General features: G+C 74.8%; 17 protein-coding genes. 8 read left to right on the forward strand and 9 right to left on the reverse strand.

Going from position 1 to position 19,642, the window contains the following annotated elements:
• Positions 1-563: 563 nt before the first annotated feature.
• A complete protein-coding gene (locus EDJALFJO_RS11500) occupies positions 564-1,886 on the reverse strand; it encodes a PhoH family protein (RefSeq protein WP_088285287.1) in 1,323 nt (440 codons plus the stop codon).
• A 246-nt stretch (positions 1,887-2,132) separates the two neighbouring features.
• On the opposite strand from EDJALFJO_RS11500, the gene EDJALFJO_RS11505 reads away from it, so the two are divergent.
• Entirely contained in the window at positions 2,133-2,885 is a 753-nt protein-coding gene (locus EDJALFJO_RS11505) for a hypothetical protein (RefSeq protein WP_088285289.1), read from the forward strand.
• Between the two features lie 43 nt (positions 2,886-2,928).
• Positions 2,929-5,766: an AAA family ATPase gene (locus EDJALFJO_RS11510; RefSeq protein ID WP_198950211.1), complete on the forward strand. Its 2,838-nt coding sequence runs from the start codon at positions 2,929-2,931 to the stop codon at positions 5,764-5,766.
• Between the two features lie 31 nt (positions 5,767-5,797).
• Here the strand turns inward: EDJALFJO_RS11510 and EDJALFJO_RS11515 are convergent, their stop codons facing one another.
• Both EDJALFJO_RS11515 and EDJALFJO_RS11520 read right to left on the reverse strand, forming a co-directional pair.
• Positions 5,798-6,925, reverse strand: coding sequence for a hypothetical protein (locus tag EDJALFJO_RS11515; RefSeq protein ID WP_088285291.1), 1,128 nt, complete (start codon positions 6,923-6,925; stop codon positions 5,798-5,800).
• A 99-nt stretch (positions 6,926-7,024) separates the two neighbouring features.
• Positions 7,025-7,786, reverse strand: coding sequence for an isoprenyl transferase (locus tag EDJALFJO_RS11520; protein ID WP_088285294.1), 762 nt, complete (start codon positions 7,784-7,786; stop codon positions 7,025-7,027).
• A 155-nt stretch (positions 7,787-7,941) separates the two neighbouring features.
• Between EDJALFJO_RS11520 and EDJALFJO_RS11525 the strand changes: the two genes are divergently transcribed.
• Both EDJALFJO_RS11525 and EDJALFJO_RS11530 read left to right on the forward strand, forming a co-directional pair.
• Complete coding sequence (locus EDJALFJO_RS11525) at positions 7,942-8,604, forward strand: hemolysin III family protein (protein WP_088285296.1); 663 nt, start codon at positions 7,942-7,944, stop codon at positions 8,602-8,604.
• Between the two features lie 246 nt (positions 8,605-8,850).
• Positions 8,851-9,240, forward strand: coding sequence for a hypothetical protein (locus tag EDJALFJO_RS11530; protein WP_143448507.1), 390 nt, complete (start codon positions 8,851-8,853; stop codon positions 9,238-9,240).
• 84 nt (positions 9,241-9,324) lie between these two features.
• Here EDJALFJO_RS11530 and EDJALFJO_RS11535 read toward each other — a convergent pair whose 3' ends face one another.
• The 5 genes from EDJALFJO_RS11535 to EDJALFJO_RS11555 are packed head-to-tail and all read right to left on the reverse strand — an operon-like array spanning position 9,325 to position 14,929.
• Positions 9,325-9,873: a hypothetical protein gene (locus EDJALFJO_RS11535; RefSeq protein ID WP_088285300.1), complete on the reverse strand. Its 549-nt coding sequence runs from the start codon at positions 9,871-9,873 to the stop codon at positions 9,325-9,327.
• A 27-nt stretch (positions 9,874-9,900) separates the two neighbouring features.
• The gene (locus EDJALFJO_RS11540) at positions 9,901-10,242 is read right to left on the reverse strand and encodes a hypothetical protein (RefSeq protein ID WP_088285302.1); all 342 of its coding nucleotides are present in this window, start codon (positions 10,240-10,242) and stop codon (positions 9,901-9,903) included.
• A 54-nt stretch (positions 10,243-10,296) separates the two neighbouring features.
• Positions 10,297-10,776 carry a universal stress protein gene (locus EDJALFJO_RS11545; protein ID WP_088285304.1) on the reverse strand — a complete coding sequence of 160 codons (480 nt, stop codon included), beginning with the start codon at positions 10,774-10,776 and terminating at the stop codon, positions 10,297-10,299.
• A gap of 50 nt (positions 10,777-10,826) precedes the next feature.
• Positions 10,827-12,701, reverse strand: coding sequence for a hypothetical protein (locus EDJALFJO_RS11550; protein WP_088285306.1), 1,875 nt, complete (start codon positions 12,699-12,701; stop codon positions 10,827-10,829).
• A 26-nt stretch (positions 12,702-12,727) separates the two neighbouring features.
• A complete protein-coding gene (locus tag EDJALFJO_RS11555; protein WP_088285308.1) occupies positions 12,728-14,929 on the reverse strand; it encodes a thioredoxin domain-containing protein in 2,202 nt (733 codons plus the stop codon).
• Between the two features lie 290 nt (positions 14,930-15,219).
• Here EDJALFJO_RS11555 and EDJALFJO_RS11560 point away from each other — a divergent pair, with 290 nt between their 5' ends.
• From EDJALFJO_RS11560 to EDJALFJO_RS11570, 3 genes are read left to right on the forward strand one after another with little or no spacing between them, the layout of a single operon-like run.
• Complete coding sequence (locus tag EDJALFJO_RS11560; RefSeq protein ID WP_088285310.1) at positions 15,220-16,473, forward strand: alanine--tRNA ligase-related protein; 1,254 nt, start codon at positions 15,220-15,222, stop codon at positions 16,471-16,473.
• Entirely contained in the window at positions 16,457-17,737 is a 1,281-nt protein-coding gene (locus EDJALFJO_RS36080) for a methyl-accepting chemotaxis protein (protein WP_088285312.1), read from the forward strand. Before EDJALFJO_RS11560 ends, EDJALFJO_RS36080 begins: the two co-directional genes overlap by 17 nt.
• Before the next feature lie 31 nt (positions 17,738-17,768).
• Positions 17,769-18,431 carry an alpha/beta hydrolase gene (locus EDJALFJO_RS11570; RefSeq protein ID WP_198950212.1) on the forward strand — a complete coding sequence of 221 codons (663 nt, stop codon included), beginning with the start codon at positions 17,769-17,771 and terminating at the stop codon, positions 18,429-18,431.
• Positions 18,432-18,458: 27 nt separating this feature from the next.
• Here the strand turns inward: EDJALFJO_RS11570 and EDJALFJO_RS11575 are convergent, their stop codons facing one another.
• On the reverse strand, positions 18,459-18,902 hold the full coding sequence (locus tag EDJALFJO_RS11575; RefSeq protein WP_088285314.1) for an RbsD/FucU family protein: 444 nt from the start codon (positions 18,900-18,902) through the stop codon (positions 18,459-18,461).
• A gap of 114 nt (positions 18,903-19,016) precedes the next feature.
• Between EDJALFJO_RS11575 and EDJALFJO_RS11580 the strand changes: the two genes are divergently transcribed.
• Positions 19,017-19,601, forward strand: a complete 585-nt coding sequence (locus tag EDJALFJO_RS11580) for a 2'-5' RNA ligase family protein (RefSeq protein ID WP_088285316.1) — start codon at positions 19,017-19,019, stop codon at positions 19,599-19,601.
• Positions 19,602-19,642: the final 41 nt, after the last annotated feature.

The raw sequence follows: 19,642 nt of genomic DNA on the forward strand, positions 1-19,642 counted from the left end.
GCCGCAGACGGCGCGGGGTGGGCGCCGGGGCGGGCAGGTCGGTGCATGCCGAACACGCGGTGGTTTCCCTCTCGTGGCCGCGCCGTCTGCGGCGCGGGGCGGCCCCCCGGCCGCTGCCCGGCAGGCGCGGGCGACCGGACGGCGGGTCTCGCCGTCGGGTGCTGGCTCCTGGTCCGGGACCGTGCGGTCCGGGCGCGACCCCTCGGGCCGCGCGGCACACGGCCGGCTCGCTGCGCCGGCTCCTTCGCCTGCGCCGCCGTGGCCCGTGTACGGGGTGGTGACGTCGTCCACCGTCACCCGGGACGCGCGCAGACTCAAGTCCGGTGAGAGGTTCCCGTGACACAACCGTGACATTCCACAGCCCACGATCACTCTGCGTCGACGAAAGTGAGGACAGACACACGTTTCCCTCGCCGAAAGTGACCGCGCGAGACGTGTCGCCACCCCTCGCCGTCCTCTGGTGCGATACGCACCTCAAGGGTCAGCCGCCCCGTCGTGGCGTTCATGACCCGCCAGAGGACGACGAGGCCCGCGCGACGCCTCGGGTCAGTCGCCCCCCGGGGTCAGGGCTCGAGGCCCTCGAGCATCTCCGTGACGAGCGCGGCCACCGGCGAGCGCTCCGAGCGCGTCAGGGTCACGTGGGCGAAGAGCGGGTGGCCCTTGAGCGCCTCGATGACCGCGGCGACGCCGTCGTGCCGGCCGACCCGGAGGTTGTCGCGCTGGGCGACGTCGTGGGTGAGGACGACGCGGCTGTTCTGCCCGACCCGGGAGAGCACCGTGAGAAGCACGTTGCGCTCGAGGGACTGGGCCTCGTCGACGATGACGAACGCGTCGTGCAGGGAGCGGCCGCGGATGTGGGTCAGCGGGAGCACCTCGAGCATGCCGCGGTCGATGACCTCCTCGACGACCTCCTGCGACACGAGCGCGCCGAGGGTGTCGAAGACCGCCTGCCCCCAGGGGCTCATCTTCTCGGCCTCGGTCCCGGGCAGGTAGCCGAGGTCCTGGCCGCCGACCGCGTAGAGCGGCCGGAAGACGAGCACCTTGCGGTGCTGGCGCCGCTCGAGCGCCGCCTCCAGGCCGGCGCAGAGCGCGAGCGCCGACTTGCCGGTGCCGGCCCGGCCGCCGAGCGAGACGATGCCGATCTCGGAGTCGAGGAGCAGGTCGATGGCGATCCGCTGCTCGGCGCTGCGGCCGTGGACGCCGAAGACGTCCCGGTCCCCGCGGACGAGCCGGACCTGCTTGTCGGGCATGACCCGGCCGAGCGCCGACCCCCGCGAGGACAGCAGCACGAGGCCCGCGTGGCAGGGCAGGTCGGCGGCCTGCGGGAGGTCGATGGTCTGCTCGGAGTAGAGCGTCGCCATGACCTCGGCGCTGATGTCGATCTCGGTGATCCCGGTCCAGCCGGAGTCGACCGTCTTCTCGGCCTCGTACTCCTCGGCGTCGAGGCCGAGCGCCGAGGCCTTGACCCGCATCGGCAGGTCCTTGCTGACGACGGTCACGTGCTTGCCGTCCGCGGCCAGTGCCCGGGCGATCGCGAGGATCCGGGTGTCGTTGTCCATCGCGCGGAACCCGGCCGGCAGCACCGTCGGGTCGGCGTGGTTGAGCTCGATCCGCAGCGTCCCGCCGGAGTCGCCCACGGGCAGCGGCTCGTCGAGGCGGCCGAACTGGACGCGCAGGTCGTCGAGCAGCCGCAGCGCCTGACGGGCGAAGTAGCCGAGCTCCGGGTGGTGCCGCTTGCCCTCGAGCTCGGTGATGACGACGACCGGGAGGACGACCTCGTGCTCCGCGAAGCGGAGCACCGCCCTGGGGTCCGAGAGGAGGACCGACGTGTCCACCACGAAGGTTCTGACGGGCTCTCCGGCGGCGGTTCTGCGGCTCGTGACCACGGCGGACTCCCCTGCGTAGGCGACCCGGACGCCGCACGGTGCGAGAGCCGCAAGCCCTCCACCGACGACGTGACGCACGCTAACCGATGACTCAGCGCAACGGAATGGGCACGAAGACTTGACTGTGTGAACCGTGAGTTACACCTCGTCGTCCGGGGCTCGAATGTCGGACCGGGGGGTGCAAAAACGCTCTGCACTTGCGATTCTTTGCCCAATCGTGACCTCGACGAGGGCGGGTGGCGTGTTATGTCGACGGACCCGCTGGGCACACGTGGGGGTCGGGCGCACCGGTGGACGCCGCGGCGCCGCCGCCGCGGCACCCGGGCCGCCGCCTCCGCCGCGGCCGCGGCGGCCCTGCTCGCCGCCTGCGGGTCGCCACCGCCGTACCAGTACGTCGCGAGCGCCGACCGGAGCATCGTCGTCAAGCTGCCCGCGGGCTGGGCCTCCGTCGACCCCACGGCGCTCGGCTACGCCAAGCCGACGGCGAGCCGGTGGGTCGCGTTCTACGACGGCGCCGGCCGGGCCGACCCGAGCCACTTCGAGTCCAAGCTGCCGATCTCCCCGCCGGACGACCCCGTCGTCCAGATCCTCACCGTCAAGCTCGGCGGCTCCGGACCGGTGACGACGGAGGTCCTGCGCGACGCGCTGACGCCCGGCTCCCGGCACGCCCTCGTGAAGTTCGCCAACCAGGCCCAGCTCGACGACACGGCGATCACCGACTTCGGCAGCAAGGAGCAGGTCGTCGACACCCCGCAGGCCACCGGGCTGCGGGTCACGAGCCTGTTCTCCTTCGACGTCACGGACCTCGCCGCCAGGAGCGTGACCGACAAGCCCGCCGTCCCCGACGTCACCGTCGTCGTCGACAAGATGGCCGTCGCCGACCGCACCGGCGAGCATCTGCACGTCATCCAGATCTGGTGCTCCGTCGCGTGCTTCGCGAAGAACCAGCAGGTCGTCGACCAGATCATGTCGAGCTTCACCGTGAAGGCGCAGCCGTGAGCGCCCCGCGGACGGGGCCGCGCAGCCCGATCGGAGGCACCGCATGACCCTCGTCCTCATCGCCCTCGTGGCGGTCGTCACCGTCGCGATCGTCGTCGTCCTGGCGGTCGCCCTGACGACGATGACCCGCAGCATGAACCGGATCGAGCAGGCCGTGCGCCCGGGGGCGCAGCCACCACCGACCGCGCAGACCGCCGTCCTGCCGGCCGCCGTCGCGCAGCCTGCCGTCGTGACGGGCGCCTCGGCCCCGGCCGCCGTGGCGGTCGCCGCGCCCGCCCCGGCCACGGCGGCCGACGCCGACCCGCGCTTCCCCTGGAAGGTCAAGGGCACCCGCAAGCCGCTGGGGCTGTGGGACCGGGTGAAGTTCCTCCTGCTGCTCGGCGTCGTCCTCGGCCTGCTCGTGTGGAACGAGTACCTGCGCATCAGCCCGCTCGGCGGCTGGGGCGAGGCGTCGTCGAACATCCTGCGGGAGAACACCTGGCTGCCGACGCTCGTCGTCGTGGAGCTGCTGCGGCAGCTGCACTTCGTCGTCAGCGAGCGCTGGGCGGGCTACCACCGGTTCTGGAGCGAGAAGGTCTTCGGGCGCACCACGCGCTGGTGGGAGCGCCGGTTCAACCCGTGGAACCGGTACCGGCTGGCCCGGGTCTTCAAGTGGGTCGTCGTCATCGCGCTCGGCGCGTTCGTCCTCGGCAAGGTCACCGGCGCACCGCCGGTCTTCGCGCTCTTCCAGGCGCCGGCCCGGATCATCGCGGCGCTGCCGATGATCATCCAGTACACGTTCATCATCGCCCTGGGCATCCTGCAGTTCGCCGCGATCTTCTGGTTCATGTCCCGCGGCGGCGTCGAGACGTACTTCCCCGAGGACATCGAGAAGCGGTTCTCCGACGTCTGGGGCCAGGACCACGTCCTCGAGCGGGTCAAGGAGAACATCGTCCTGCTCGAGAACCCCGAGGCGATCGAGGCCCGCGGCGGCCACGTGCCGTCCGGCATCCTGCTCTGGGGACCACCCGGCACCGGCAAGACCCTCATGGCCGAGGCCGTGGCGGGCGAGACCGGCAAGCCGTACGTGTTCGTCGACCCGGGCGCCTTCAACAACATGTTCTTCGGCGTCGGGATCCTCAAGGTCAAGGCGCTGTTCCGCAAGCTGCGCAAGCTCGCCCTGCGCTACGGCGGCGTCATCGTCTTCTTCGACGAGGCGGACTCCCTCGGCAGCCGCGGCGCCGGTGCCGGCACCCCGGGGATGGCGAGCACCCCGGCCCCGGCGGCGCACGCCTGCCACGGCCTCGCGCACCTGTCCGAGCCGGGCCGCTCCCTGCTCGCCGACCGCCCGTGGGAGGCGGAGCGGGCCTCGACCGCCGGCCGCGCCCCGCGCTCGATCGTCGACCGCGTCATCGTGCCGAACATGAACGGCGGCGGGGGCGGGATGGGGACGCTGCAGGCGCTGCTCACCGAGCTGTCCGGTCTCACCAAGCCCCGCGGGTTCGTCAACCGGGTGCTGCGCCGCACGCTCGGCATGCGGCCCAAGCCGCCGCCGAAGTACCGCATCCTCGTGATGATGGCCTCGAACCTGCCCGAGGCGCTCGACCCGGCGCTGCTGCGGCCTGGCCGGCTCGACCGGATCTACCGGGTCGGCTACCCGAGCAAGGCGGGCCGGGTCCGCACCTACGAGGGCTACTTCTCCAAGGTGAACCACGAGCTCACCGCGGAGCAGATCGACAAGCTCGCGACGATCACGCCGTACGCGACGGGTGCGACGATCAAGGACCTCGTCAACGAGTCGCTCATCTACGCGATCTCCGAGGACCGGGACGTCGTCACGTGGGCCGACGTCCTCAAGGCCAAGCAGCGCAAGCAGCTCGGCCCGCCCGAGGACGTCGAGTACATCGAGCGCGAACGGCACGCGGTCGCCGTCCACGAGGCCTGCCACGCCGTCCTGGCCTGGCGCACGCGGGCGCACTACGACATCGACCTCGCGACGATCGAGAAGGGCAGCACCTACCTCGGCATGGTCGCGAGCGTGAAGACCGAGGACCAGTTCACGCGCTGGCGCAGCGAGCACGAGAGCGACATCCTCGTGAGCCTCGCCTCGCTCGCGGGCGAGCGGCTGTTCTTCGAGGGCGACAACTCCTCCGGCGTCTCCGGCGACCTGGAGAGCGCGACCTACCTCGCCGCGCTCATGGAGTCGCAGTGGGGCATGGGGTCCTCGATCACGAGCCTGCCGGCCCTGCAGCAGCTCGAGATCGGGGCCGGCGGCCCGGAGCCGCGCGGCAAGCAGACCGGCTCGTCGGGCGTCGGCTTCGGCGCCCAGCTCGGCGGCAAGCGGGAGGAGCCGGCGCACGCCCAGCTCGGGCAGCGCATCGAGCAGAACCTCAGCCGGCTCTTCGAGGAGGCCGAGCGCTACCTGCGCGAGAACCGGGCCCAGGTGCTCGCGCTCGCGCACGCCCTGGAGACGCACAAGACGCTCAACGGCGAGGACGTCGTCGCCGTCCTCGAGCAGCGTCGCGGCCCGCTCGTCGACGGCACCTTCTACGCCGACCCGGCGTTCGCGGCCGAGCTCGAGGCGTACCACGCGGCCGCGGTCGACGCGCACCGCAACCACGCCCCGGTGGCGACCTCGCTGCCGCAGCCGCAGCCCGCGTACATCCCGGGTCGGCTCGTCGCGGCGGCCGTCCCGGCACCGGAGCAGACCTGGCCGGCCCAGCCCGCGACCACCCAGGCCGCGGAACCGGTCCCCGCGGGGGCACCGGGCAGCGCCGCGCCGCCGCTGTCGTGGGGGCTGCGCCCGCCGCCGGCCGGCACGCAGCCGGCACCATCGGCCCCGCCGGAGCAGAACGGCAGCGCAGCGCCCGAGCCGGAACCGGAGGAGGACACCGGCCGCTGACCCCGGGCGGCCGCCGTCCCCGACGGCCGGGTCAGCGGCGCCGGGCCCGGACCGTCCGGGCGACCCGGGCCGTCGCCGCGACCGCGCGCGTCGCCTGCCGCGTCGTCCCGTCGGACGGCGCGGCGGGTGCGACGGGTGCGGACCCGGACGCCGCCAGGCCGGCGACGTCGGCGAGCGTCACCTGGACCCGCGTGGCGGTGATCGTGAAGTGCACGGTGCCGCCGGCGGCGCCGCCGGCGATCCCGAAGGTCGTCGCGGCGGACGACGGCGTCCACACCGCGTGCAGGTTCGGCATCGCCGCCCCGACCGCGGTGAGGGCGATCCGCAGCGTCGCCATGTCGACGGCGACGAGGAACGGCGCGTAGCGCTTCGTCCAGTCGTTCGCGAGGTCGACCGTGAGCGCCCCGGAGCCGTCGAGGGTCACCGCGTCGGTGACCGTGTGGTAGTCCGCCTCGCCGGACACGACCGGGGCGTACTGGAGGATGCTCTGCCCGGGGCTCGCACCGGCGCCGAGCACGCCGACGTAGTTGCGCAGGGCCTTGGCCTCGCCGTCGAAGTACGACGCTCCGCCGGCGACGAGGGCCGTGCCGTGGAACTCCCCGTCGCCGCCGAGCGCGGTGATCGCCGGCACGTCGGTCACCGAGGTGAAGGTGTCGGCGAAGATCGCCATGTTGTTCTGGCCCTCGGCACGCAGCGCACCGCCGGTCGCCGCCGACGACGAGGTGCCCTTGTTCCGCGCGAGGACGCCCCACGACAGGTTCGACGTCGTGTTCGCGTAGAGACCGAGGTTGCGGCCGCCGTCCCCGCGCAGCGCCCCGGCGCTGCCGGTGACGCCGGACAGGTTGCGCCCGTAGGCGCCCCACCGGGCCGACGACGTGGTGTCGCCGAGCAGCCCGTTGCCCACGGTCGCCTTGCACCACAGGGTGGTCCCGGTCGTCGTGGACGACAGCGTCGTGCCCGAGGTGCTCGCCCAGTTCGACCGGCCGATGAGCATGGCGGCGCCCGCGGCGGCCTCGGCGGGCTGCGCGACGGCGACCCCGAACGCACCGAGCGCGGCACCCGCACCGGCGGCGAGGACCGCCCGCCGGCCCCGCGCACCGTCGGTGGCGGCCGTGGCGTCCGGGGCCCCGTCCTGCGGAGCGGTGCTGGGGTCGGTCACGACGGGACTCCTCGGGGCGGGCGGCTGCCTTCACCCCAATGTAACTCTTAGCAGTCGCTCGACCACCCTATGTGTCTCCGATCGGAGCGGCGGCGCGCCTCAGGTGCCGAACCGGCGCTCCCGCTCCGCGTACGAGCGCATGGCCCGGAGGAAGTCGACATGCCGGAAGGCCGGCCAGAGCGCCTCGCAGAAGTAGAACTCGCTGTGCGCGCTCTGCCACAGCAGGAACCCGGACAGGCGCTGCTCCCCCGACGTCCGGATGACCAGCTCCGGGTCCGGCTGGCCGCGCGTGTAGAGGTGCCCGGCGATGTGCTCGACGTCGAGGATCTCCGCGAGCTCCTCGATCGACGTCCCGCGCGCCGCGTGCTCCTGCAGGAGCGACCGGACGGCGTCCGCGATCTCCCGGCGCCCGCCGTAGCCGATGGCGACGTTGACGTGCATGCCCTCGACCGCACGGGTCGAGTCCTCGTACTCCTTGAGCCGCTGAGCGAGCTGCGCCGGGAGCAGGTCGAGCGCCCCGACCGGGTGGACCCGCCAGCGGCCCGAGGCGGCGATCCGCTCGACGACGTCCTCGATGATCTCGAGCAGCGCCGAGAGCTCCTCCGCGCTGCGGCTCAGGTTGTCCGTGGACAGCAGCCAGAGGGTGACGTGCTCGACGCCGACCTCGTCGCACCAGCCGAGGAACTCCAGGACCTTGTCGCCGCCGGCCCGGTGGCCGTGGCTCGCGCGCGCCCCGGAAGCCTTGGCCCAGCGACGGTTCCCGTCGAGGATGACGCCGACGTGCTTGGGGATCGAGGTCGGCGTCAGCGCCCGCGCGAGCCTGCGTTCGTAGGCCCCGTAGAGCACCGAACGAAGCCCCATGACGATCTCCCACGGTCGGACGCGGACGTCGTCCGCACGCGCTCGGGCAACCGTACCGCCGCCCGGCGGACCGCGCGTCCACGCGGCCGGGTCTCACGGGAACACCACAACCTACGCTGCCGTAACTTACGGTTGCGTAGGTGTACAGTAAGGGGATGGAGCGAGGGAACGCGATCGAGCTCGTCAAGCCCCATCTGCGCGGATGGTTGCACGCGGGAACGTTCCCACTGGCCCTGGCGGCCGGGATCGTGCTCGTCGCGCTCGCACCGACGACCACCACCCGGGTCTCGACGGCCATCTTCGCCGCGACCGCATGCCTGCTCTTCGGCGTGAGCGCGATCTACCACCGCGGCACCTGGTCGCCACGCACGCACGCGATCCTCAAGCGCCTCGACCACGCGAACATCTTCCTCATCATCGCCGGCACCTACACGCCGTTCAGCGTCCTGCTCCTGCCCGAGGGCAAGGCCCGCACGCTGCTGACGATCGTCTGGGTCGGGGCCGTCGTCGGCGTCCTCTTCCGCGTGCTGTGGGTGCACGCCCCGCGCTGGCTCTACGTCCCGGCCTACGCGGCCCTCGGCTGGGCCGCCGTGGCCTACCTGCCGTCGTTCTTCGCGAACGGGCAGATCGCCGTCGTCGTCCTCGTCATCGTCGGCGGGGCGCTCTACACCTTCGGGGCGATCGTCTACGGCCTCCAGCGCCCCGACCCGAGCCCGCGCTGGTTCGGCTTCCACGAGGTCTTCCACGCGCTCACCGTCGCGGCGTTCGCCGTGCACTACATCGGCGTCTCGATCGCGGTCTACAGCACGCCCGCCTGACGTCGGGGTACTACCACCGCCGGGCGGCGTGCCGTCCGGCGTTCACCACCGCGACACCGCCGCGAGGGCGCCGGCCGGGCCGCGACGCGGGTACTAGCACCAGCGCAGAGGTGCGGCAGCGGCGTCGGGGCACCGACCGCGCCCGGCAGGTCGTAGCCCGGTGATCCGATGGCCCCGCCTACCGACGGACGACTGCACTGGGGGCACCCCCGCAGAACGACGGGGAACCCCCTCAAGGAGTCCACCGTGAACGCAGTGCGCACAGCAGCCCTCGCCGCGACCGGCATGGTCGTCGCCCTCGGCCTCACCGTCGTCCCGGCCCACGCCAAGTCCGTCGACGTCCAGGGCGCGGCCTCGTGCACGGGCGGCGTCAAGGCCAAGATCAAGGCCGGGCCCCGCGACCCGCGACAGCTCAAGATCAACGTGCAGGTCGACGACACCGGCACGACGGCCCGGACCTGGACGATCGTCGTCCGGGACAACGACGAGTCCAGGACGGTCACGGCCACGACCGCCGGCGCGTCGAACTCGATCGACCGCGACGTCTTCACCGCGAACGGCGCCGGTGCCGACACCGTGACCTTCACGGCGACCCGGGCCGGTGCCTCCTGCAGCGGCAGCGTCGTCGTCCCCTGAGGCCCGCCTGACCGGTAGCCCCGGAGCCCGTACGACCGGCCGCGGACCTGCGGCCGTGCCGTGCGGGCTCCGCCGGGCCGGGGATCAGCCCTCGTCGGACGCCGCGCCGGCCGACGGCGCCGGCCCCGCCTCGCGGACCTTGGCGACCGAGTCCATCGCCGAGCGCAGGTCGGCGAGCCAGGCGTCGGAGTTGTCCCCCACGAGCCGCACGCACCAGGCGAGCGCGTGCGAGCGCGACCGAGCGACCCCGGCGTCGACGAGGGTGTCGAGCACCTGCCGCTCCGGCTGGCGCAGCCGGGTCATCACCGGGACGGCGAGGTGGGTGAACAGTTCGCGCCGCTCCCCGACCCGCACCCCCCACGCCACCTTGCGACCGAACCTGTGCTCGGCCTCACGGGCGATCGCGATCCGCCGGTCCCGGGTGTCCGCCCGGAAGCGGGCGACCCGCCCCGCGACCGCCTCCGCCTTCTCGGCGTCCGTCGCGCCGGCCTCGGTCTCCGGCGCGGGGACGACGAGGACGACGGTGACCTCCTCACGGTCGACGGTCACCTCGGGCGCCGTCGCCGTCCACTCCTGCGGGAGCCGCTCGCCGAACCAGGCGGCGGCCGTCTTCGAGTCTGCATTGTTCGTCATGCAACGATGATTACACGATTACCTGGCTTACAGAACCTGGTCAGGCCGGTGTTCGCCGCGGGCGGACGGCGGGGCCGGGTGCTCCGCGGGCAGGTCCGCCGGGTCGCCGTGCTCGACGGGCCCGAGCAGCCCGGTCGGCAGCGCCACGGCCGCGTCTCCCGGCGCGTCGGCGGGCGGGTCGCCCGGCGCGGGGACGGCGACCTTGCGCCGTCGCTGCTCCTCCCGCACGACCCGGGCCGCGGCCTTGGACGGCGAGAAGAGGGCGTCCGCGAACTCGAAGACGGCCCCGAAGCGGCCGGCGCCCGCCCCTGCGGCCAGGCGGCGCATGATGCCGCCGCCGGGCGCGCCCGACGGTGTCTGCTGGCTCATCCCGTACCCCCTCGCGGGCCGCGGCGACCGGTGGGACCCAGCGTCCCCCCGCCGCTACCTCCGCACAACGACCACGGGGCAGGTCGCGTGCCGCAGCGCGTACTCGGCGACCGAGCCGAGGAGCAGGTCGGCGAGGTGGCCCCGCCCGCGGTGGCCGACGACGAGCAGGTCGGCGTCCGCGGCGACGGCGACGAGCGTCGGGCCGGCCGGGCCGTGCACCGCGTGGCAGACGACCTCGGGCGGCGTGCCGCTGCCCCGTGCGGCGACCGTGGCGGCGACGTCGGCCTCGGCGAGCCTTCGCGTCACCGCGGCGCACTCGGGCATCGAGGGCACCGAGCCGGGCTCGCCCGGGACGTCGTCGATCGCGGTCGCGAGCATCCAGGTCCGCACGACGTGCACCGCGCAGCCGCGGCGGTCCGCGTCGTCGAGCGCCCAGTCGAGCGCGGACGCCGCACCCCGCGACCCGTCGCTCCCGACGACGATGCCGCCCTCGATCGTCGGTACGGCGGCCCAGGGCTCGACGGTCTCGTCCATGCCTCCAGCCTCGTCGACGACGGCGCCCCCGGCGAGAGGCGGAGGTCCGGTCAGGGAGCGACCTGGACGTCCGGGGGCAGGGACACCACCGACGGGCTCCGCGGTGCGGGCCGGACGACGTCGAAGGCGTCGACGACCGTGAAGGCCGCGGCCGTCGCCGCCGCGTCCTGCCCTCTCGGCACCGCGCCCACGGCGAACACCTCGACGTGGATCCCGGCGGCGGTGAACGTCATCCGCAGGTGGGCCTTGTAGTCCTCGACCCCGAGCCCGGAGAACGCCTCGTTGTGGTGCATCCCGAGCACGTCCGCGAGGGCGAGGTAGCCCGCGAGCACCCCGGTGCCGACCAGGCCCGCCGCGGTGGCCGTCGCTGCCGAGAGCGCCAGGTCCAGCAGCCGGCCGGGCCAGTCGTCCGCCACCGCCCACCAGGACGACGACAGCCACCAGACCGCCGCGACGAGCCCGGCGTGGACGGCGACGTGGACCGTCGCGAGGGCGGTCGCGGTCGCCGTCGACGCCTGGTCCCGCCCGGAGACGCCGTACCCGAGCAGGCCCGCGAGGACGGCCGCCACGAGCACCCCGAGGAGCTGGCCCCAGCCGTTCGACCGGGTCGCGACCGCGACGGCGCCGGCGGCGTAGACGCCGGTGACGAGCGCGGGCAGGCCCGCGGTGTTGACGTACGCCGTCCGCAGCCAGCGACGGTTGCGGACCGCCCGGGACTGCGCGGCGGACGGGTACCGCTCGCGGGCCGTGTACCGGACCGGGACGCGCGGCGGGACCGGGTCCCAGCGCATGACGATCTCCGGCTCGACGTGGTGCGTGCTCGACAGGTAGGCGCCGCCCGCCCCGCACGTCACGAGGTGGTCCGGCCGGGCGCTCGGCGCGTCGGCCGCGGGTGCGCCGGTGGCCGCGGGCGCAGCAGGTGGCGCGTCGTCCTCGCGGGTGTAGCGCACGTAGTGGTGCTTGTCGCCGGAGACGAGCATCCGGACCCGGTGCCGGTGCTCGGGGCCGAGCACCCGGTCGAGGAACCACACGAGCACCTGCTTGTTGCTCGTCCAGTCCTGCGTGTCGGCGTCCTCGTCGACCCAGCTCGGACGCGCGGTGCACAGGACGATCTGGTCGTCGCCGTGCAGCTGGGTGACCGCCCGGCGGAAGTAGGCGAGCTGGGCGGCGTCGATGGGCGCGTCGAGCTGGATGTCGATGCCCCACACCCACCAGCCGTGCGGCAGCCGGGCCGCCCAGTACGAGCGGGACTGCAGGCACGACCACCCGCCGGCGAACCGGTCGACCGAGCCGAAGTGCTGGGGCTGCAGCGTGTCCGACGACGTGCCGCCGTCCCGGACCCACGTCTCGCAGAACATCCGGCGGAAGGCCGCGAGGCCGTCGTACCAGTCGTGGTTGCCGGGCACCGCCAGCACGAACGGGGCCTGTGCGGGCTGCCCGTCCGGCGTGGGTCCCGGGACGGCGAAGGTCGGCCCCGGGCTGAAGGCCCGCCAGGCGTGCGCGTACGGCGTCACGAGCCGCGCCCGGTACTCCGGCACCGACGCGACGGGGTAGACCTCGTCCCCGCCGAACAGCAGCAGCGACGTCGCGGGCGTGCCGTCGTCCGGGGACCACGCACCGCGCGCGACGTGCGCCGCGACGGCGAACGTCGCGTCGTAGCCGTCACCCGTGTCCGCGACGTAGTCGACGACGAACGGCGCGTCGGCGTCGGCGACGGCCGAGAGGTCGTAGAACTGCCGCGGCGCCGTCGCCTCGACGTCGCGCTTGTCCGCGAACCGCGCGAAGACCGTGCCCTGGGCGACCTCGCGGCCGGTGCGCCACAGCTGGGCGGGCGAGAACCACGCGACGGGCCGGACGCGGCGCGGCCCGTCCGCTGCCGACGGCGGCACGTCGAGCCCGTCGGGTGTCGTCGAGAGGATGCCCATCGCCCGGTCCTTCCGCGTGACCTGCCCTAGGCGGAGGGTAGTCCGCCGTCGACGGATACGGCTGCTGCCCGGACGGCGCCGAGCGAGGCGGCGAGCACCTCGACGGACGTCGTCGGCGCCGCGCAGACGAACTGCCGGCAGACGTACGCCGCGGCCGAGCCGGCCATGAGCGGGCGGCCCGCGAGCAGCGGGGCGTCCTCGGCGTCCGGCGGGCCGGCACTCACGACGGCACCGGGGGCGGTCGCCGCGAGGGCGACGGCGTGCAGCGCGGCGCGCAGCGGGTCGTCGTCCGGGCCGGCCACGGCGACCTCGCGCGGGCCGTCGAGCAGGGCCTCGGCGGCCGCCAGGCCCCAGCCGACCGCGCGCGGGGCCTGCGGCCCGACCGCACCGACGACGCCGAGGGCGGCCTCGGCGGCCGCCCGGTGCCGGCCGGACCCCGTGAGCGCCGCGTAGGTGAGCAGCGCGTGCGCGGCGGCCGACCAGCCGCCGGGGTAGGCGTTGTCGGTCGGGTCGCTCGGCCGGCCGACGGCGGCCACCGCGGCGTCCGTGCCGTCCGCGGGGGTGTCGTAGAAGCCGCCGCTGCCGTCGCCGAACTCGTCGAGCACGGTGTCGAGGAGCCGGCCGGCGACGGTGAGCCAGGACGTCTCCCCCGTCACCGCGTGCAGGGCGAGCAGGCCCTCGGCGACGTCGCCGTAGTCCTCCAGGACGCCGGCCGGGGCGCCGGCGGCACCGTCGCGGCTCACCCGGCGCAGCCGCACCCGCGGGCGCCCCCCGGGGCCGGTCTCCTCGACGAGGTGGACGGCGAGCAGCAGGTCGGCGGCCCGCTCGGCGGCGGCGACCAGGTCGGGCCGGTCGAGGAGTGCGCCGGTCTCGGCGAGCGCCGCGATCGCCAGGCCGTTCCAGGCGGCGACGACCTTGTCGTCCCGGCCGGGCTGCGGGCGGGCGGCGCGTGCGGTCCGCAGCCGCTCGCGGACGTCGCGCCACCGCGCCGCCTGCGCGGCGTCGGCGTGGACGTCGCGGTCGAGCTGCAGGGTCGACGTCCCGTGCTCGAAGGTGCCGGCCGGCGTCACCCGGCACAGCTGCGCGGCCCAGGCGCCGTCGTCCGCGCCGAGCGCCTCGACGAGCAGCTGCGGCGTCCACGCGTACGTGTAGCCCTCGACGCCGCGGACGTGCCCGTGCTCGTCGCGGACCGGGGTGTCGGCGTCGAGCGACGACGCGAGGCCGCCGGCCGGGGTGAGCAGGTCGGCGAGCATCCAGTCACAGGTCTCCAGCGCGACCCGGGCGCCCGTCGGCTCGCCGGTGAGCCGCCACCAGTGCAGGTACACCCGGGCGAGCAACGCGTTGTCGTACAACATCTTCTCGAAGTGCGGGACCACCCAGGCCCGGTCGACCGCGTACCGCGCGAAGCCGCCCGCGACCTGGTCGTACATCCCGCTGCGCGCCATCGTCGTCAGGGTGCGCGCGGCGAGGCCGAGCGCGACCGGGCCGGTGTCGTCGACGGCGGTGAGGTCGACGTCCGGCGCCTCGGCCGACGGCGCCGCCGCGGCCGCCTCGGCGTCCTCGAGCCGGCGCCGCGCCGCGTGCCGCAGGAGCGCCTCGAGGTTCATCGACGGCGGGAACTTCGGCGCCCCGCCGAACCCGTGGTGCTCGGCGTCCTCGTCGCGGGCCATGGCCCGGACGGCGGCGGCGAGCGTCGCGGCGTCCGGGGCGGCTCCCCCGGACGGCAGCGTGCGCCGGCCGACCGCCTCGGCGATCCGGGATCCCGCACCCTCGACCTCCTCGCGCCGGGTGGCCCACGTGTCGCCGATCGCCGAGAGCAGCTGGCGGAACGACGGCCGGCCGTGCGCCGGGACCGGCGGGAAGTACGTGCCGGCGTAGAACGGCTTGCCCTCGTGCGTCAGGAACACCGTCATCGGCCACCCGCCCTGCCCCGTGAGGGCCTGCGTCGCGCTCATGTAGACGGCGTCGACGTCCGGCCGCTCCTCGCGGTCGACCTTGACGTTGACGAACCCCTCGTTCATCTGGGCCGCGGTGACGTCGTCCTCGAAGGACTCGTGCGCCATGACGTGGCACCAGTGGCAGGCGGCGTACCCGATCGACAGCAGGACCGGCACATCCCGGCGCTTCGCCTCGGCGAACGCGTCGTCGCCCCACTCCCGCCAGTCGACGGGGTTGTCCTTGTGCTGGAGGAGGTACGGGGACGTCGCGTGCGCGAGCCGGTTCACCACACGGGCGATTCTCCCCCACGGGTCCGGCCCGCGACGACCGCAGGCGTCCCGATAACCCGTTGCGCCGCCGCGCCCGCCCGGCGGACGCTGGGGCCATGACCACCGGGCGACCTTCCGTCGCGGCCGCGCGAGCTCCGCTCCCGTCGGCCGCCGCGTCCTGGTGATCTGAACCCCTCCGGACCCGGCATCCGACACGGATGCCGGGTCTGCGCGCGCCCTGGGCCGGGTGCGCGCGGGGCCGGGGGACGTGCGGGTGCCGGGCACGGTCCGTCCGCCCCGAGGAGAACCCCATGTCCGGGCACCACGTCCCGTCCGTCGCGCCGTCCACCCCGCAGGTGCTCGAGACCTTCCGCGCCTGGTACCGCGAGCGCGGGCACGCGCTGCTGCCCTCGTCGTCCCTGCTGCGCCCGGGCAGCGACCCGGTCCTGTTCACGACGTCCGGGATGCACCCGCTCACCGACGACCTCGGCCGCGGCAGCCACCCGGCGGGGTCGCGGCTCATGTCGGTGCAGCGCTGCCTGCGCACGACCGACGTCGACGAGGTCGGCGACGACACCCACCTCACGGCGTTCCAGATGCTCGGCTGCTGGTCGCTGGGCGACTACCCGCACACGGCGTCCCTGCAGTGGGGGTACGAGCTGCTCACCGACGGGTTCGGCGTCCCGCCGGGGCTGCTCCACGCGACGGTCTTCGGCGGGGACGGCGCGGTGCCGGCGGACGACGACGCGGCCAGGTTGTGGGAGGGGCTCGGCGTCCCCGTCGAGCGGACCGTCGAGGACAACTGGTGGTCGAACGGGCCGGTCGGGCTCTGCGGCCCGGACTCGGAGCTGTTCGTCTGGACCGACCCGGCGACGCCGCCGACGTCCGTGCCGACCCGCGACCCGCGCTGGGTCGAGGTCGCCAACCACGTCTCGATGCGGTTCCGGCGCGGCGGCGACGGGCGGCTCACCCCGCTCGAGGTGCCGTGCGTCGACGTCGGGACGGGACTGGAACGGCTGGTGGCGGTGCTCCAGGGCGGTGCGAGCGTCTACGACACCGACGTCCTGCGGCCGTGGGTCACGCACGGGTCATCCGTGTGGGGGCTCGGCGCGGACGACGTCCGCGTCGTGTCGGACCACCTGCGGGCGTCCGTGCTGCTCGTCGGCGACGGCCTCACGCCGGGCCACACCCGGCAGGGGTACGTCCTCAAGCGGCTCCTGCGCCGGGCGCTCACCCGGCTGTGGCTCCACGACCCGGCGCTGCGCCTCGACGACCTGCCGGACGGGCTCGTCGAGAGCACCGGCGACCTCTTCGAGCTGGCGGTCGACCCGCAGCAGGTCCGGGCCGTGCTCGGCGGGCAGCAGCGCTCGTTCGACCGCGTCGTCGCGGACGGCGTGCGCCGGGTCGGCCGGCTGCGCGGCACCGGCCGCCTCGGGGACGACGTCTGTCGTGAGCTCCACGAGACGTACGGGCTCCCGCCGGAGGTCGTCGCGCGGTTGCTCGACCCGACGGCTCAAGTCGCAGGGCCCGTGCACCGACAGCCCGGTCATGACCCTCGCCACTGACGCCGACCGGGCACCGCGCAGACCGTCGAGCGACCTGTCCGCCACGGGGCCGCTCCTCGCCTGGCTGTGGCTCGCGGCGGGGGCCGCCCTCGTCCTGCACGCCTTCGGCCGCAGCGGCGGCGAGCGGCTCTTCCTCGTCGCGGTCGGGGTGGCCTGCATCCTCGCCGGCGCCGGCCTGCGTCAGGTCCCGTGGGGCGGCGGGTGGCCGACGGCGCTCGCCAGGGCGGCGGTCCCCGCGTCCGTCGGCGTCATCACGACCGTCGCGCTCGGCAGCCCGCGGAGCGAGACGTTCGTCGTCCTGTTCCTCGCGCTCGGCGGGATGTGGACCGGCCTGGCCCTCGACCGGTCCGACATCGGCACGGTCCTCGGGCTCGACCTCCTCGTCCTCGTCCTGGTCGCCCACCGGCACTACGACGGGCTCGTCGCCGAGGTGCTCGGCGCGCTGGCGCTCTCGACGACGGTCGCCGCGTTCACCCTCGCCGCGCACTGGATGCGCGGGCGGCTCGAGGCCACCCTCGTGGCGAACGCCCGCGCCGAGGACGCCCGGCGGCAGGAGCAGCTGCACGAGGCCCGGGAGCGGGAGCGGGCGGAGCAGGAGCGCACCCGGGCGACGACCGAGGAGGTCGACCGACGGGCCCGGATCCAGACCGAGGTTGCCGACCGGGCACGCCAGCTGGCGGCGTCCGCCGACGACGTCCGGTCGCGCACCTCGGCCGTCGTCGGGGCGACCGAGGAGATGAACGGTTCGCTCGGTGAGCTCGCGCGGACGGCGCAGGAGGCGGACCGGATCACGACGCTCGTGACGTCCAAGGCCTCGGAGGCGAGCCAGGCGATGACGGCGCTGGAGAGCTCGAGCGCCGAGATCATGGCGGCGAGCGACGTCATCCAGGCGATCGCCGAGCAGACGAACCTGCTCGCCCTCAACGCGACGATCGAGTCCGCACGGGCCGGCGAGGCCGGGCGCGGGTTCGCCGTCGTGGCCAACGAGGTGAAGGACCTCGCCCGGCAGACGAGCGACAACGCGGACATGATCACGCGGACCCTCGCCGAGGTGCAGCGCCAGGTGGGCACCGCGGTCGCCCGGGTCGAGGAGATCACCCGGAGCATGACCGAGCTCACCCAGCACAACAGCGCCCTGGCCGCGGCCACCGAGGAGCAGAGCGCGTCCCTGGCCGAGGTCTCCACGGCGATGCGCGAGACCGCGGGTGCCCTCACGGTGATGACCGAGGGCGTCTCCGCCCTGGAGAGCGTCTCCGCGGGGTGACCCGCCCCGGGCGACCGGGCATCATCGCCCCATGACGACGACGGACGGCGCCCCGCGGCCCCGCATGCACCCCGAGTTCCCGGCACCGGCGGTCGCGACCCGCGGGAGCGCCGACCCGGCCGCGCCGCTCGTCGTCCTGCTCCACGGCCGCGGCTCCGACGAGCAGCAGATCATCGGCCTCGCCGACGCGCTCCCCGCCGGCCCGGAGTACGCGGCGGTCCGGGCGCCCATCGGCGAGGGCGGCGGGTACGCGTGGTTCGCCAACCGCGGGATCGGCCGACCGGTGGCGCAGTCCCTGCGCGAGACCACGGACTGGTTCCGCGGCTGGCTGGACGGCGTCGCCCCGGCGGGGCGGCCGGTCGTGCTCGTCGGGTTCAGCGGCGGCGCGGCGTTCGCGGGCGGTCTGCTCCTCGACGACCCGGGCCGCTGGGCCGGGGTCGCCGTCCTCTACGGCACGCTGCCGTTCGACGCCGGGATGCCGATCACCCCGGGCCGTCTCGCCGGGGCGCCCGTGTTCCTCGCTCACGGCACGGGCGACACCGTGATCCCGGCCGACCTGCTCGCCCGCACGTGGGAGTACGCGCACACCGGCTCCGGCGCCGACCTCACGGCGCACCGTGACGGGGGCGGCCACGGCCTCACCGAGGGCGCGCTCGCGGCGCTGGACACCTGGCTCGCCGCGCGCACCGCCTGAGCCCGCGCGCGGCGCGGGCCGGGCCGGTCACTCCTGCGGCGGGTCCCAGACGACGCCCTTGACGAGGACGACGCACCCGTACGGCCGGTCCTCGCTCGTCGTCACGACGGCGAAGGCCTGCCGGGCCCGCTCGTAGAACGCGAACCGCTCGACCCGCTCGACGCCGACCGCACGACCCTCCGCGGCCTCGACGAGCTCGAAGACGTCCTCCTGGACCTCGGGGACGACGTCCGGGGTGTCGACCATCGCCATCGCGGCGACCGGCCGCTCGACGAACGTGTCGACGGGGAAGAGCGAGAGCACGGCCTGCGCGGCGCGCGGCAGGTCGCAGCCGTCGAGCCGGACGACGCGCCGCCCGACCGAGACCGCGGGGAAGTTGCGGTCGACGAGCACGAGCTCGTCACCGTGCCCCATCGACGCGAGCACGTGGAGCAGCTCGGGTGTGACGACCGGGTCGATCCCCTTGAGCACGGCTGGCCTCCTGACGGGCCCGCGACGGGCCGACGACGACGTCGCGCATCCTGCTGCCCCGGGCGCCCTGCGGACAAGCCGCCCGGACGGCGGGCGCGCGGCCATGATGGGCGGATGCCCTCCGACCAGCCCCCCGCGCCGGGACGCGCCGCTCCCCCGGCCGCCGGCCGGCCGAGCGCGCTCGCCGTCGAGGTCCCGGAGGCGGAGCCGCTCGTCGCCGGCGTGCGGGCCGCCCGGGACCCCGGCGCCGCGGAGGGCATGCCCGCCCACGTGACCGTGCTCTACCCCTTCCTCGACCCGGGCGACCTCGACGCCGGGCTGCCCCGGCTGCGCGCCCTGCTCGCCCGGGTGCCGGCGTTCGACGTCGCGTTCACCCGGGTGGACCACGTCCCCGGCGTCCTGTGGCTGCACCCGGAGCCGGACGCCCCGTTCCGCGCCCTCACCGCCACCCTCGCGACGGCCTACCCGCAGCACCCGCCGTACCGCGGGCGGTACGCCGACCCGCAGCCGCACCTGAGCGTCGCGCGCCGGCTGCGCCCCGAGCAGGTCGCGTCCGCGCTCGCCGAGGTGCGGGCCGTCGTCGACCCGGGCCTGCCGCTGCGGTGCGCCGTCCGCGCGGTGACGCTGTTCGTCCGGGACGACACCGGGCAGTGGCGGCGCCGCGAGGTGCTGCCGCTGCTGGCTCCGGGGAGCGTGTGACCCTCCTCGCAGGAATGGTCTGACCATTACTTGGCGGACGC

The organism is Kineosporia sp. A_224, assembly GCF_002198655.1.
Taxonomy (GTDB): domain Bacteria; phylum Actinomycetota; class Actinomycetes; order Actinomycetales; family Kineosporiaceae; genus R-H-3.

Coding starts and splice junctions, on each gene's coding strand:
- EDJALFJO_RS11535 (WP_088285300.1), bottom strand. CDS start 9,873: ATGACGAACAATGCAGACTCGAAGACGGCCGCCGCCTGGTTCGGCGAG.
- EDJALFJO_RS36080 (WP_088285312.1), top strand. CDS start 16,457: ATGACCCTCGCCACTGACGCCGACCGGGCACCGCGCAGACCGTCGAGC.
- EDJALFJO_RS11510 (WP_198950211.1), top strand. CDS start 2,929: ATGACCCTCGTCCTCATCGCCCTCGTGGCGGTCGTCACCGTCGCGATC.
- EDJALFJO_RS11570 (WP_198950212.1), top strand. CDS start 17,769: ATGACGACGACGGACGGCGCCCCGCGGCCCCGCATGCACCCCGAGTTC.
- EDJALFJO_RS11520 (WP_088285294.1), bottom strand. CDS start 7,786: ATGGGGCTTCGTTCGGTGCTCTACGGGGCCTACGAACGCAGGCTCGCG.
- EDJALFJO_RS11525 (WP_088285296.1), top strand. CDS start 7,942: ATGGAGCGAGGGAACGCGATCGAGCTCGTCAAGCCCCATCTGCGCGGA.
- EDJALFJO_RS11505 (WP_088285289.1), top strand. CDS start 2,133: ATGTCGACGGACCCGCTGGGCACACGTGGGGGTCGGGCGCACCGGTGG.
- EDJALFJO_RS11560 (WP_088285310.1), top strand. CDS start 15,220: ATGTCCGGGCACCACGTCCCGTCCGTCGCGCCGTCCACCCCGCAGGTG.
- EDJALFJO_RS11540 (WP_088285302.1), bottom strand. CDS start 10,242: ATGAGCCAGCAGACACCGTCGGGCGCGCCCGGCGGCGGCATCATGCGC.
- EDJALFJO_RS11580 (WP_088285316.1), top strand. CDS start 19,017: ATGCCCTCCGACCAGCCCCCCGCGCCGGGACGCGCCGCTCCCCCGGCC.
- EDJALFJO_RS11550 (WP_088285306.1), bottom strand. CDS start 12,701: ATGGGCATCCTCTCGACGACACCCGACGGGCTCGACGTGCCGCCGTCG.
- EDJALFJO_RS11545 (WP_088285304.1), bottom strand. CDS start 10,776: ATGGACGAGACCGTCGAGCCCTGGGCCGCCGTACCGACGATCGAGGGC.